At 59.5% G+C, this 13645-nt stretch carries 11 protein-coding genes; 5 read left to right on the plus strand and 6 right to left on the minus strand.

What is annotated here, in order from left to right:
- Positions 1-73: 73 nt before the first annotated feature.
- A complete protein-coding gene (locus tag H8F22_RS30450; protein ID WP_027925461.1) occupies positions 74-1399 on the plus strand; it encodes an OprD family porin in 1326 nt (441 codons plus the stop codon).
- Positions 1400-1671: 272 nt separating this feature from the next.
- Complete coding sequence (locus H8F22_RS30455) at positions 1672-3348, plus strand: MFS transporter (protein WP_194941060.1); 1677 nt, start codon at positions 1672-1674, stop codon at positions 3346-3348.
- A 43-nt stretch (positions 3349-3391) separates the two neighbouring features.
- Here the strand turns inward: H8F22_RS30455 and H8F22_RS30460 are convergent, their stop codons facing one another.
- The 5 genes from H8F22_RS30460 to H8F22_RS30480 all read right to left on the minus strand — a co-directional run bounded on the left by H8F22_RS30460 (position 3392) and on the right by H8F22_RS30480 (position 9120).
- Positions 3392-4405 carry a GlxA family transcriptional regulator gene (locus H8F22_RS30460; RefSeq protein WP_027925463.1) on the minus strand — a complete coding sequence of 338 codons (1014 nt, stop codon included), beginning with the start codon at positions 4403-4405 and terminating at the stop codon, positions 3392-3394.
- Between the two features lie 226 nt (positions 4406-4631).
- Positions 4632-5405, minus strand: a complete 774-nt coding sequence (locus tag H8F22_RS30465) for a hypothetical protein (protein WP_027925464.1) — start codon at positions 5403-5405, stop codon at positions 4632-4634.
- A gap of 275 nt (positions 5406-5680) precedes the next feature.
- Entirely contained in the window at positions 5681-6568 is an 888-nt protein-coding gene (locus H8F22_RS30470) for a helix-turn-helix transcriptional regulator (protein ID WP_027925465.1), read from the minus strand.
- Positions 6565-7983, minus strand: coding sequence for an aminotransferase (locus H8F22_RS30475; protein ID WP_027925466.1), 1419 nt, complete (start codon positions 7981-7983; stop codon positions 6565-6567). Before H8F22_RS30475 ends, H8F22_RS30470 begins: the two co-directional genes overlap by 4 nt.
- Positions 7984-8013: 30 nt before the next feature.
- Positions 8014-9120 carry a polyamine ABC transporter substrate-binding protein gene (locus tag H8F22_RS30480; RefSeq protein WP_027925467.1) on the minus strand — a complete coding sequence of 369 codons (1107 nt, stop codon included), beginning with the start codon at positions 9118-9120 and terminating at the stop codon, positions 8014-8016.
- A 229-nt stretch (positions 9121-9349) separates the two neighbouring features.
- Between H8F22_RS30480 and H8F22_RS30485 the strand changes: the two genes are divergently transcribed.
- The 3 genes from H8F22_RS30485 (at position 9350) to H8F22_RS30495 (ending at position 12981) form a co-directional block, all read left to right on the plus strand.
- Complete coding sequence (locus H8F22_RS30485; protein ID WP_194941061.1) at positions 9350-10129, plus strand: enoyl-CoA hydratase; 780 nt, start codon at positions 9350-9352, stop codon at positions 10127-10129.
- Positions 10129-11310 carry an acetyl-CoA C-acyltransferase family protein gene (locus H8F22_RS30490; RefSeq protein WP_059182457.1) on the plus strand — a complete coding sequence of 394 codons (1182 nt, stop codon included), beginning with the start codon at positions 10129-10131 and terminating at the stop codon, positions 11308-11310. The genes H8F22_RS30485 and H8F22_RS30490 overlap by 1 nt, the downstream gene beginning before the upstream one ends.
- Before the next feature lie 375 nt (positions 11311-11685).
- Positions 11686-12981, plus strand: a complete 1296-nt coding sequence (locus H8F22_RS30495; RefSeq protein WP_324188495.1) for an EAL domain-containing response regulator — start codon at positions 11686-11688, stop codon at positions 12979-12981.
- Positions 12982-13189: 208 nt separating this feature from the next.
- On the opposite strand, the gene H8F22_RS30500 is transcribed toward H8F22_RS30495, so the two are convergent.
- Positions 13190-13612, minus strand: a complete 423-nt coding sequence (locus H8F22_RS30500) for an outer membrane protein assembly factor BamE (RefSeq protein ID WP_027925471.1) — start codon at positions 13610-13612, stop codon at positions 13190-13192.
- Positions 13613-13645 lie beyond the last annotated feature (33 nt).

Below are 13645 nucleotides of genomic sequence, written 5' to 3' on the forward strand. Positions count from 1 at the left end.
GCGCCCTTCTGCGCGCCGGTTTCGGGGTGGCGGCGACTCTCCAAAAATCATAAGAAATCATCAGGAGCACCGTATGTACAACCGAACCGTCCCCACCGCCCTCTTGCTGGCCGCCAGCTCCCTGTGCGCGCAGGCCGCAGACACCGCCGCGCACGGCTTTCTGGAAGACAGCAAAGCCACCCTGTCGATGCGCACCTTGTATTTCAACAGCGACAACCGCGACGGCACCGCCGCGCCTTCGAAAACCGAGGAGACCGCCCAGGGTTTTGTGCTGCGTTACGAGTCGGGGTTTACCCAAGGTCCGGTAGGGTTCGGCCTGGATGCGCAGGCGCTGCTCGGTATCACACTGGACAGCGGCGATGGTCGCCACGTCGGCAGCGGCATGATCCCCACCGATGGCGACGGTGCAGTGGGCGCCTGGAGCAGCTTCGGCCCGACGGCGAAAATGCGCATCTCCAAGACAGAGTTTCGCTACGGCACTTTGCTGCCCAAGTTACCGATCCTCATCGCCAACGATGCGCGCGTATTGCCGCAGTCATTCACGGGTGCCCAAATCACTTCGAACGACATTGAAAATCTGACGCTGACCAGCGGCGTGCTTGAACACGCGGTCGGCCGAGCTTCGACAGACCGGACCGGCCTGTCGGTCCCCGGCGCCACGCAGGACAGTAACAAGTTCTACTACGCTGGCGGTGATTACAACATCACCAAGGATTTGAAGGCCCAGTACTACTTCGCGCAGCTGGAAGAGTTCTACAACCAGAACTTCCTCGGGCTGGTCCACGTTCTGCCGATTGACGGCAAAAGCTCCCTCACCACTGACCTGCGCTACTTCAACACCACGTCGACCGGCGCCAACAGCAGCGCCGCCGGCCGGGCCCGAGGCTACGGCATGTCGGGTTACACCGAGGACAACAACGGCGAGATCGACAACAACACCTGGGCGGCGATGATCACCTACGTGAACGGCGGCCACTCGGTGTCGCTGGGGCATCAACAGGTGAGCGATGGCAGCAACTTCGTCCAGCCCAACCAGGGCAGTCTGGTGGACAAGGGCGCCGGTGGCGGCAGCGTTTACCTGCCCACGGACAAGATGATCCAGAACTTTGCCCGCGCCGGTGAACAGACCAACTTCGGTCAGTACACCTATGACTTCGCGCCCTTGGGCGTGCCGGGGTTGAAGGCGTCGGTGGTGTACCTCAAGGGCACGGACATCAAGGCCCGCAACGCCAGCGACCAGTCCGAGTGGGAGCGCGACATGACCCTGGACTACGTGCTGCAATCGGGCACGCTCAAGGGGCTCGGTTTCACCGTGCGCAACGCCAAGTCCAACACCGATGCCGGGCGCAACGTCGATCAAAACCGCTTTATCGTCAACTACACGATCTCGCTGTTGTAACCACCGCCGGTTGAGAAACAAACGCCCCCTGTAGCAGCCGGACGCAGGCTTCGCCAGCTGCTACAGGGGGTCGCGTTTCGGTCGTTGATTGGAGGGCGGTGGGCTGGCGAGTGGATATCTGCACGAAGCTGATTATGCTTCAAGTATTCCGGCAGAAATGCCGGCGCCCTGCTTCGTGCAATTTGCAATCCGACGACATCAGCCCCAGGGCCTGGGTGCGGCAATTGATGAGAGGTACTCCGGCCTATAACAAGAGCAAGACGGAGAACACCATGGCCGCAATCGACAGTACAACCACAGGCAGTACGCCCGGACACGGCATCACCAAGGAGGAGCGCAAAGTCATTTTCGCGTCGTCCCTGGGTACCGTATTCGAATGGTATGACTTCTACCTTTACGGCTCTCTCGCCGCGATCATCGCCAAGCATTTCTTCGCCGGCGTCAACGAGACCACGGCGTTCATCTTCGCCCTGCTCGCCTTCGCCGCGGGTTTCGCCGTGAGGCCTTTCGGCGCCATTGTGTTCGGCCGGTTGGGCGACATGATCGGGCGCAAGCACACCTTCCTCATTACCATTGTCATCATGGGCATCTCCACCGCCATCGTCGGCTTCCTGCCCGGCTACGCCACCATTGGCGTGGCGGCGCCGGTCATCCTGATCACCCTGCGCCTGTTGCAAGGCCTGGCACTGGGCGGTGAATACGGCGGCGCGGCGACGTACGTGGCCGAACATGCGCCGCCCGGCAGACGCGGTTACTTCACCTCGTGGATCCAGACCACCGCGACCCTCGGCCTGTTTCTGTCGCTGCTGGTGATCCTCGCCTGCCGCACCCTACTCGGCACCGAAGCGTTCGAAGCCTGGGGCTGGCGGGTTCCGTTCCTGCTGTCGATCCTGCTGCTGATTGTCTCGGTGTACATCCGCCTGCAACTCAGCGAGTCGCCGGTGTTCAAGAAAATGAAGGAAGAAGGCAAGGCGTCGAAGGCGCCGCTGACCGAATCCTTCGCCCGTTGGGGCAACCTGAAAATCGTGATCATGGCGTTGCTCGGCGGGACGGCCGGTCAGGCGGTGGTCTGGTACACCGGGCAGTTCTATGCACTGTTTTTCCTGCTGCAAACCCTGAAGATCGACCCGCAAACCGCCAACCTGCTAATCGCCGGTTCGCTGCTGATCGGTACGCCGTTCTTCGTGATTTTCGGCAGCCTGTCCGACCGCATCGGCCGCAAGGGCATCATCATGGCCGGCTGCATCCTCGCGGCGCTGACCTACTTTCCGATTTTCCACGCGTTGACCCAATACGGTAACCCCGACGTATTCGTTGCGCAGGAGAAGAACCCGGTCACGGTGATCGCCGATCCGGGCCAGTGCTCGTTCCAGTTCGACCCGGTGGGCAAGGCCCGATTCACCAGTTCCTGCGACCTCGCCAAGAGCCTGCTGGCGAAGCGGGCCATCCCCTACAAAAACGAGAAGGCGGAACCGGGCACCGTCGCCCAGGTGCGCATCGGCGACAAGGTCATCCAGAGTTTCGAGGGCACCAGCCTGCCGGCCGCCGACTTCAAGACCCGCAATGACGCCTTCACCGCCACCCTCACCCTGGCCCTGAAGGACGCCGGTTACCCCGAAAAGGCTGACCCGACGAAGACCAACTACCCGATGGTGTTGCTGCTGCTGACCCTCCTCGTGATCTACGTGACCATGGTCTACGGGCCTATCGCTGCGTGGCTGGTGGAACTGTTCCCGGCGCGCATCCGCTACACCTCGATGTCGCTGCCGTACCACATCGGCAACGGCTGGTTCGGCGGGTTTCTGCCAACAGTGGCGTTCGCCATGGTCGCGGCCACCGGGGATATCTATTACGGGTTGTGGTATCCGATCGTGATCGCGGTGATGACAGCGATTCTCGGCACGTTCTTCCTGCCGGAAACCAAGGACCGCGAGCTTCATCACACCTGAAATGCGCAGCCGCCCTCTCCTGCCGGGAGAGGGCGTGGCGGGTTCATTTGACCAGCCGTTTTTCCTTGGACGGCCGGTAGCCGAAGTACGAGCTGTAGCACTTGCTGAAATGGCTCGGCGAAACAAACCCGCACGCCACCAGCACGTCCACCTGGGACAGCTCGGTGTGCTGCAACAGCCGACGCGCCTCAGTGATGCGCAGTTCCATGTAATAGCGCTGCGGCGTGGTGCCCAGTTGCTCCTTGAACAGGCGCTCCAGTTGCCGACGTGAACGTCCGGCGTAGACCGCCAGTTGTTCCAGCTCCAGCGGTTCTTCGAGGTTGGCGTCCATCAGCTTGACCACCTCGCGCAACGGCGCGCTGACGCAGATGTTTTCCGCCGGTTTGATCCGCCGGTAACGCGACTCTTCAAACGCCAGAATGTCCTCGATGCCCTCGACCAGGGCTTTGTCGTGCAGCCCTTTGATCCAGTCCAGCGCCATATGGAAAGCCCCCGAAGGACTCGACGCCGTCAGTCGGTCACGGTCAATCACATAGGGTTCGCTGGTGACCTGTGCCGCTTTGGACACTTCCGCCAGTGCCGGTCGATGCTCGGGGTGAATGGCACAACGATAACCGTCCAGCAGGCCAGCGCTGCCGAGGAACCAGGCGCCATTCCACAGCCCGGCCAAGGTGACGCCGCGCTCTGCCGCCGCCCTGAGCAGGTGGACGAAGTCATCGGCGACTTTCAGCTCCGTGCGGTAGCCGCCACACACCACCAACAGGTCCAGTTGCTGAATCGCCGCGGCATCGAAACGCGCGTCAGGCCGGATCACCAGGCCCAGATCACTGACCACCTCACCGTCATGCAAGCCAAACGTTCGCGAGGCGAACAGGCCGGGACGCAACAGATTCGCGGTGACGATCGTATCCAGTGCCTGGGTGAATGCCGGCAGCGAGAAGTGTTCGAGCAGCAAAAAGCCTGTGCGCGTTATCGGCACAGGCTTGTCCGCAGGTTCGTTGAGATAGCGGAGGTTTTTACCCTTCATGCCGCCGCTGAATTGCCGTCGTTCGATCAATGTCCGACCCACTCGATTACGTTAACTACAGAAGTCAAAACCCGTGGAATCATTATGCGACAGATCCGGCGGGCTGGAAGCCGGTCGACGTCAGGTTGGCGAGACTGCGTGCTTTTCTGTCCGCTGATCGCAGCCTCGCCAAGGCTCGACAGTTGCTACGGGGAAAGTGTTGATCGTTCCCACGCTCTGCGTGGGAATGCCACCCGGGACGCTCTGCGTTGCGTCTTCAGAGATTGCGCGACAGCGCCCGGCGTACGCTGTCGCTGTTCAGCGCAGGGCTTTGTGCCGGAGCATCGACGCGGTTCTGAACCGCTTTCGCTTCGTCAACAGGGCTTTCTTCCTCAATCACGATGTCTGCCTCGACAAAGAGCTCTACCTGTGCAGAAGGTTGCACCACGTGGGCAGGACTTGGCGCCCGGCTGCGATTACCGGCCAAAGTGTCCAGTTTGTCGAGGTAGGCATTCAAATCGCTGACCAGCAGTTTCTTGCGCTGGGAGCCCTGGTACCACGCGTAGCAAAAATAGCCCGCCCCCGCCAGGATACCCAGCCCGCCTGTAGCCAGACCCGCGACACACAACCCGGACACGATCATCACGGTCTTCCAGTTGAAGGGCGCCAGCTCCAGCTCGGTATGCAGCGCGTTGGCGTCACGCAACACCCAACGTTTGGACGCCGTGTGATTCTGCAGAATGGTGTGCAAGGGCGAACCATCCTTTTTCAACGCACTGATCAACGAGACTTCCTGACCCGTGCGTAATGGAATGTCCACGCCACGCAGCTTTACATCGTGTTCGACGCCGTCCGGGGTCTTGACCCAGAACTCATGATTGATGATCGACACCGAACTGATACGCACCGGCGTTACTTCACTGTCCTTGCCGTTCACATGAACGCCACCGGTGGACGTCACGCGGGTTTCGCTGAGCTTTTCGCTGCCCACCACTTCACCGCTCAAGACTGTGAAAACAACGGTTGTATCGCCATGGGTGAAGGTGTGCATTTTCGATTCCTTGAAAGGTCCGCATCGGTCGACGTACAGGAGAAAGATACGTATGCGGCGGATGCTACTAAGCAGCCAACAGGCTGTCCAGAAATCGCCGCCGCTGGTGACGCGGACCGAACGGCGATTATGCCGTCACGACTCTCAAGAAATTTCTAAGAACTGGTGGCCAGTGACGATATTTTGACCCTGGTCGTTAAACGCGAAGACTGACCACAAAGATTGTGCTCAACCCCTCTCCTACAGGGGTTTGGGGGTGGGTTGTAGATTTGGGTTCAGTGCTGGCGCAACCACTCGATAAACAGCGCAAACAACTCTGACTGCGACCCGACTTCCAGCTTCAAATACAGATTCTTGCGGTGCATGCGCACCGTCTCCGGCGAGATGCTCATCTGGCTGGCCGTGGATTTCACCGAATGCCCCCGAAGTACCATGTGCGCCACTTCCCGCTCGCGCTCGGTCAACACGTCGCAGCCAAAGTTTTCGAAGGCGGACTGCACGCGTTGCTTCAGATCGTCACTTTCAGTGACTGCGCTTTGCACCAGGCCACGACGGCCAAACTCACTGACAAATTCCCGTACCAAAGGCTCCACCGCGCGCAACAGATTCAACTGCTCCGCCCGCAGGCTTTCCCCGCCAAATCCCTGAAACAGGCTGACCGAGACCTGGCTGTCATGCCCCGTATCGATCAGGTAAAAACTGTCCTCAGAACACCCGGTCTTCAAGTAATAAGTCTTGTAGTACTCGCTGTCGAAGAAGTTGTCCGGGGCGATTTCCTCCAGGTGATAAAACCCTTCGGCCAGGCCCTGTTCCACCGCCAGGCAAAACGGGTCGAGCAAGTAGCCACCGGAAAAATAGCGGTCGATGATCGAGTCCCGGTACTGCTCCGGGATACCGCGCTGGTACAGCAACTGCGGCGCGCGGTCCTTGTGTTCGAGGCTGATCATCACCGATTCGATGGACACCAGATGCCCGAACGCCGACGCCAGGTAGTGCAGCGCATCAGGCGCGTCGACATGGGCGAATGCCTCGCGCATGTCGCCGTGCCATTTGTGCAAGGCCCCGAAGGGCAATGCGATCAGCGTATCGTCGTTGGGTTTGCTCATGCCTCGCAGTCTAGCGGGAGAACCGACGCCGGGTAACCGCCGATTGATCGAACTCATTGCCCGACGTACTGGCCGCTTTTCTCAAGCTCGGCCGCCACTTCAAGAATGCACACCCGCAGGATCTCGACGATTTCATCGACCTGGGCGCACGTCAGGATCAACGGCGGCGACATTACGTTGAGGTGCATGATCGGCCGCACCAGCAAGCCTCGGGCCTGGGCCCGGGAGTGAATCATCTCGCCGATGTTGATCTCATCGGCGAACAACGCCTTGGTGCGTTTGTCGGCCACGAACTCCACGCAGGCCATGAACTTCTGGCAGCGCACATCGCCCACCAACGGCAAGTCGCTGAGGGTTGCCAGGCGTTCTTCGAGATAGGCGCCGACCACCTCGACATGTTCCAGCAGGTGTTCGCGCTCGATGATCTCGATGTTTTTCAGCGCCGCCGTGCAGCACACCGGGTGGCCGCTGTAGGTGAAGCCGTGGGTAAAGCAGCGACCCTTGCCGGGCTCGGCGATGACTTTCCAGATACGGTCGGAAAAGATGCACGCGCCCAACGGCAAATAAGCCGACGTCAGGCCTTTGGCCGTGGTGATGATGTCTGGCTGCACATCGAACAGATCATAAGAAGCGAAAAATTTGCCCAGACGCCCGAACGACGTCACCACTTCATCGGCGACAAACAGAATGTCGTAGCGCTGGCAGACTTCCCACATGCGTTTCAGGTAACCCTTGGGCGGAATGATCACCCCGCCCGAGCCCATGATCGGCTCGGCAAAGAAGCCCGCAACCTTGTCCGCGCCGATGGCCAGGATCTTGTCCTCGAACTCCTTGATCAGGAACTCGAGAAACTGCGCCTCGTCCATACCGTCCGGTGCGCGGTAAGGATTCGGGTTGGAGACGTGGTGGATCTTGTCGTTGGCGTAATCGAATTCCGGCACGCGGTCGGCGGCTTTGTTGCCAATCGACATCGTCAGCGTGGTGGAGCCGTGATACGCGTTAAACCGGGCGATGACGTGCTTCTTCTGCGGTTTGCCACGGCAGTTCTGGTAGTACTGAATCAGCCTGTACGCGGTGTCGACGGCGGTGGAGCCGCCGGTGGTCAGGAACACATGATCGAGATCGCCCGGCGCCAGGCTGGCGAGCTTTTCGCACAACTGGATGGCGACGTTGTTGGACATGTCGGAAAACGGATTCGAATACGCCAGTTGCCGTACCTGATCGGCAATCGCCAGAGCCATTTCCTCGCGGCCCAAACCGATGTTGGTGCACCACATGCCGCCGACTGCATCGAGAAAACGGTTGCCGTGAGCGTCGTAAATATAGGCGCCGTCACCGGCCACAATGTTCAGCGCACCCTGTTCGGCGTGTTCGTCGAACACGTGGTAGCCGTGCATGTAGTGGGCTTTGTCAGCCTTGATCAACTGGGCGTCATCAACGGCCGGCAGTGCTTTCAACGTTGGAGTAGCCATACAAAAACCTCAAACCGAAGGGTTAAACGATCAGATCCCGCTCTTCACCGTGCTCCAGACGCGGGTGATGGCGCGCATTTCCTTGGCGTCCTGGGTCTTCTGCGGAAACAGGCGCTGACGGGTTTCTTCATCGGGGTAGATCGCCGGATTGCTGCGCACATCGGCGTTGAGCAACGGCGTGGCCGCCGCGTTGCTGTTGGCGTAGTGGATGTAGTCGGTCACGTCCGCCATCACTTGGGGTTGCATCAAGTACTCAAGGAACTTGTGCGCGTTGGCCACGTGCGGCGCATCGGCGGGGATGTACATGTTGTCGAACCAGATCAGCGAACCTTCCTTGGGAATGAAGTACGCCAGTTTGATCTTCAGCTTGGCCTCTTCGGCGCGGGCCATGGCGGTGGCGTAGTCGCCGGACCAGGTCATGGCCATGCAGACATCGCCGTTGGGCAGGCTGGTCAGGTAGTTCACCGAATCGAACTTCTTGATGTACGGCCGCACGGACAGCAACAAGTCCTGTGCGGCTTTCAAGTCTTCCGGCGACGCACTTCGCGGGTCTCGTCCGAGGTACTTCAAGGCCAGCGGAATCACTTCGGTGGGCGCATCGACCAGGGTGACGCCGCAGTCGGCGAAGCGCGAGACGATTTTGGGATCGAAGATCATCGCCAGCGAACCAATCGGCGCGTCCGGCATGCGCTGCTTGATCTTGTCGACGTTGTAGGTGATGCCGTTGCTGCCCCAGGTGTACGGCGCGGAATACACGGTGCCGGCATCGAAGCCCTGCAAGTCCTGCAAGACTTTCGGGTCAAGGTTGGTCCAGCCCGGCAGCAACTTCTTGTCCAGCGGCTGGAACACTTTGGCCTTGATCAAGGGCGGCGCAAGGGAGGCATTCAATACCACCAGATCGTAACCGGAGTGCCCGGTCAGCAACTTCGCCTGGACGGTTTCGTAGGCATCAAAGGTGTCGTAAATCACCTTGATACCAGAGGCTTTCTCAAAGTCGGCGATGGTCTTTTCGCCGATGTAATCCGCCCAGTTATACAGCCGGAGCGTATTGTTTTCGTTCACGTCAGTGGCGGCGTGCACATTGAGTGTCAGCGGAACTAGCAACAGACTGGAAATCACCATGAGGGCCTTGCGCATAGCAAATTCACCTTATCAAGCGAAGTCGGTTCTGGACGACCGGTTGATGCCACTATTGAGTGATCGGGCCAACGGCACCATACCCCGAATGGGTGTGTGAACCTTTTTGCCGGCCAGCGCTGCGCGAAAACATGGCAAAAAGCAGCAGTTTCGTTGACTCGTTTTGTCATAGCTCCCGCGCCCGTCAGGCGCTTAGAGTGGCTGCCGGACAAAACGGGCGGGGCATTCCATGACTGAGCTGATCAAACAACAACGCAACGACGGCGTTTTGACGCTCACGCTCGACCGCCCCGACAAGCTCAACGCGCTGAACAACAGCCTGTACACGCAGTTGGCCGACCAGTTGCTGGCGGCAGATGAAGACGCTGACATCGGCGTGATCGTGATCACCGGCGGCACCACGTGCTTTACCAGTGGCAACGATCTGGCGGATTTTCTCGAGTACCCGCCGACGCATCTGGACAGTCCTGCGTTTCGCCTGATGAACGTCGTCATTCACCTGAAAACCCCGTTGATCGCCGCCGTGTGTGGCGCGGCCATCGGCATTGGCACCACCCTGTTGCTGCATTGCGATCAGGTGCTGGTGACGCGAAACGCCAAGCTGCGCGTGCCATTCGTCAACCTGGGCCTGTGCCCCGAGTTCGGTGCCAGCCTATTGTTGCCACGCCTGATCGGTCACGCCCGCGCCGCGCGTCTGCTGCTGTGGGGCGACAGCCTCGACGGCGCAGCGGCGGTTGCCTGTGGCCTGGCCAACGAGCTGTTCGACGACGGCCAACAATGCCTGGACGCCGCGCAGAATCTGGCCCGACGCCTGCTGGCCCTGCCGCAGGATTCACTGCGCCAGACCCGCCAACTGCTCAAACAGGCGTCGCTGCCGGAGCTGCAAGCCACTATTCGTCAGGAAAACCTGTTGTTCATCGAGCGCCTCAAGACACCTGAAGCGCAAACAGCGTTGACCGCCCTACTCAATCGCAGTACAGAAAAGCATTCACCAAGAGGAAAGCCGTAATGAACACCCCGGATATTTTTGTTGTCAGCGCCGCGCGTACCGCCATCGGCACCTTTGGCGGTTCGCTCAAAGACGTTCCGCTGGCCGACCTCGCGACCACGGCCGTCAAAGCCGCCCTGCAACGCTCCGGCGTCGACCCGGCGCAAGTTGGCCATCTGGTGATGGGCAGCGTGATCCCGACCGAAACCCGCGACGCCTACATCTCCCGCGTGGCCGCGATGAACGCCGGCATCCCGAAAGAAACCCCGGCCTACAACGTCAACCGCCTGTGCGGTTCCGGCCTGCAAGCGATCATCAATGCCGCGCAAACCCTGATGCTGGGCGATGCCGAGATCGTCGTCGGTGCCGGTGCCGAATCCATGAGCCGTGGGCCTTACATCATGCCGGCCGCCCGTTGGGGCGCGCGCATGGGCAACATCCAGGCCATCGACTACATGCTGGGCATCCTGCATGACCCGTTCCACGGCATCCACATGGGCATCACCGCCGAAAACGTCGCCGAGCGCAACGGCATCACCCGTGAAATGCAAGACGCCCTGGCCCTGGAAGACCAGAAGCGCGCGGCCTTCGCCATCGCCAATGGCTACTTCAGCGAGCAAATCGTTGGCGTGGAAATCCGTGATCGCAAGGAAACCAAGCTGTTCAGCGTCGACGAACACCCTCGCGCCACCTCGCTGGAACAACTGGCGGGCATGAAGCCAGCGTTCAAGAAAGACGGCTCGGTCACGGCCGGCAACGCTTCCGGCCTGAACGACGGCGCCGCTGCGCTGGTCATGGCCACCGGCGCTGCCGTGCAGGCCAACAACCTGCGCCCGCTGGCCCGCCTGGTCAGCTACGCCCACGCCGGTGTTGAACCAGAACTGATGGGCCTCGGCCCGGTGCCGGCCACCCGCCTGGCGCTCAAGCGTGCCGGCCTGACCGTCGCCGACATGGACGTGATCGAAGCCAACATCGCCTTCGCCGCCCAGGCCTGTGCGGTCAGCCAGGAACTGGACCTCGACCCGGCCAAGGTCAACCCAAACGGCTCGGGTATTTCCCTGGGTCACCCGGTCGGCGCAACCGGCGCGATCATCGCCACCAAAGCCATCCACGAACTGCACCGCACCAACGGCCGTTATGCGCTGGTGACCATGTGCATCGGCGGCGGCCAAGGGATTGCAGCGATTTTCGAACGGGTTTAAGTGTCAACGCGGTGCCCGGTGCAACGCCGGGCATCGCAGCCGTTTGATGATTTCCTTCGACAACGGGTCGCAATCCATCAATCCCGCCCCTCCCTCGCGCCCTGGATTAACGCCCTGAGCCAGTTGCGGTGCCGTGCGGTTAGCTCTTGGGGAGATCGCCCCATGCAAAACTTCCAACCCCGCAAACAGCAAAGCCCCGTCGAGGGCCGGGATCATCAGGACCTGGAAGAAATTTTCACCCTGCTGGCAATGTAGAGAGACGCGCTGTGCGTACTTGACGGGAAGCGACATGGGTTGCCGTTATGCCGCGCAAAATGTTAAGCCGGCTATCACTAGGATTTTTCCTACATTTCAGTGGCTTCATGCCTACAAACCATGGGTCATTGGTGCGGCACTATTCAACTTTTTCAGGCCATTGGGCTATCAAAGGGCAATGGTTCTTTTACGATATTTTTGGATAGAAGATCATTGGCGATGAATAGCTTTCCGCTCCGTGCACTGGTTCTTGAGGACCATCCATTTCAGCGAGCGTTTGCAGTGAAGGTGCTGCAATATTTGGGGTGTACCGAGATCTTCGAAGCCGAAGACGGAGAGCAGGCGCTGGCGTTATTACAGCAGGTTGGCGGCGTGGATATCACGCTGTGCGATCTGCGCATGAATGGCATGGATGGCCTGGAATTCCTGCAGCAGGCGAGCCACTCCAATTTGGTGGGTGCGATCATCATCAGCAGCTCGATGTCTTCGGATCTGCGGTGCTCGGTACAGAAAATTGTTTCTTTGCTGGGCATGCAGCTATTGGGCGATGCCGGTAAACCCTTGCGACCGGAAGCATTGGCGCCGTTACTGGCGAAGTATTCGGCAAACACGCATAAACCCTCGCGTCGTGCCCCGGATCCGGGCCTTGAACTGCCGGACAGCCAGGAAGTCGCCCATGCCCTGCATGACCGGCAGGTGAAGGCGTATTACCAACCTAAAATCAATCTGCACACAGGCCAGGTTTATGGCGTCGAGGTGCTGGCCCGGTGGCTACACCCCATCAAGGGAGTTTTGTCACCGGCGTTCTTCATCCCGACACTTGAACATTGCGGGCTGATGGACGAGCTGTTGTTCGATCAGATGAACCAGGCCTTGGCGCTGCAAAAGCAAGTGGGCGAAAAGAACATTGACCTGAATTTTGCATTCAACCTGCAAACGTCTCAACTGGCCGGTGGTCAACTCACGCAGCGAATCAAATCGATACTCGATCACTTCGACCTCCCAGGTGCTGGCCTGACGTTTGAGTTGACCGAGAGCGGATTACTGGAAGCGACAGCGGCCAGCCTTGAAACACTGGTACGTCTTCGCATGATGGGTTGCCAATTGTCCATCGATGACTTTGGCGCGGGGTTTTCTTCGATCCAGCGTTTATGTCAGCTGCCGTTCAATGAAATCAAACTGGACACCGAGTTCGTGCATACCTTGCAGGAACAACGCTGCCAGACGGTGATCAGCAGCATCCTCGCACTGGGTGACTCGTTGGGCATGTCAGTGGTTGTTGAAGGAATCGAAACGCTAGAGCAACGTGACAAACTGTTGGAGCTGGGCTGCTCGAGAGGACAAGGCTATTTCTATGCTCGCCCGATGAGCGGCGCCGATTTGTTGTCGTGGCTGACTCCTGCGTCTTTGGGCTGACTGAATCTCCCTCCCTGTTTCGTAGACACTTCCAAATCCTAAAATGACGAAGGCCCCATAGGGGCCTTCTTCTTTGCAGCAGCGTTTCAGAGTGCAGTGACGCGAACCTCTACACGACAGTAGGCAGACAGGCACCAAAATCAAAAGCAGCATCGCTTTGCAACGTCACGTGCGTGAGCTACCGCTTTGGCAGGACAGGCGTCGCGCTTTACTCTGCATTGAGGTCAAGCACCCGAGCACAGGACTGCGGTAAAAACACATACGACTGTGCGACTTTGTTGTCGTCGAACATCACCTTGTACTGGCAGACCCGAGGCTCGTGGGTGCCGGGCTGTTGGAACTTGAAGATGTAATCCCACTCACGGACGTTGAACATGGCTTCGGAGAAGTGCGGCAAGCCAATCAGCTCGTAGAGTTGTGGCTTGGTCAGACCTGGCACGACCTTGCGCAAATTCTCCACGTTCACATAACTGCCTTCGGTACGGCTGGCATCCTTGAGCGCCGGAAACACCGGGTTGCTGGACTTGCCACTCGCATTGACATGGCTTGGGTTGGTACCACAAGCCGCCAGTGTTGCGGCCACGCCGCCGCTCAGCAGCAGACGCACCATTAATTTATTGAGCTTTTGCATAACATTCTCGACACGATAAAAAGGGAGAAGAGC

This window comes from Pseudomonas mucoides (genome assembly GCF_015461845.1).
GTDB classification, from domain to species: domain Bacteria; phylum Pseudomonadota; class Gammaproteobacteria; order Pseudomonadales; family Pseudomonadaceae; genus Aquipseudomonas; species Aquipseudomonas mucoides.

Excerpts from the sequence above, each read along its gene's own strand:
- H8F22_RS30450 (WP_027925461.1), top strand. The coding sequence starts at position 74 with ATGTACAACCGAACCGTCCCCACCGCCCTCTTGCTGGCCGCCAGCTCC.
- H8F22_RS30455 (WP_194941060.1), top strand. The coding sequence starts at position 1,672 with ATGGCCGCAATCGACAGTACAACCACAGGCAGTACGCCCGGACACGGC.
- H8F22_RS30465 (WP_027925464.1), bottom strand. The coding sequence starts at position 5,405 with ATGCACACCTTCACCCATGGCGATACAACCGTTGTTTTCACAGTCTTG.
- H8F22_RS30470 (WP_027925465.1), bottom strand. The coding sequence starts at position 6,568 with ATGAGTTCGATCAATCGGCGGTTACCCGGCGTCGGTTCTCCCGCTAGA.
- H8F22_RS30475 (WP_027925466.1), bottom strand. The coding sequence starts at position 7,983 with ATGGCTACTCCAACGTTGAAAGCACTGCCGGCCGTTGATGACGCCCAG.
- H8F22_RS30480 (WP_027925467.1), bottom strand. The coding sequence starts at position 9,120 with ATGCGCAAGGCCCTCATGGTGATTTCCAGTCTGTTGCTAGTTCCGCTG.
- H8F22_RS30485 (WP_194941061.1), top strand. The coding sequence starts at position 9,350 with ATGACTGAGCTGATCAAACAACAACGCAACGACGGCGTTTTGACGCTC.
- H8F22_RS30490 (WP_059182457.1), top strand. The coding sequence starts at position 10,129 with ATGAACACCCCGGATATTTTTGTTGTCAGCGCCGCGCGTACCGCCATC.
- H8F22_RS30495 (WP_324188495.1), top strand. The coding sequence starts at position 11,686 with ATGGGTCATTGGTGCGGCACTATTCAACTTTTTCAGGCCATTGGGCTA.
- H8F22_RS30500 (WP_027925471.1), bottom strand. The coding sequence starts at position 13,612 with ATGCAAAAGCTCAATAAATTAATGGTGCGTCTGCTGCTGAGCGGCGGC.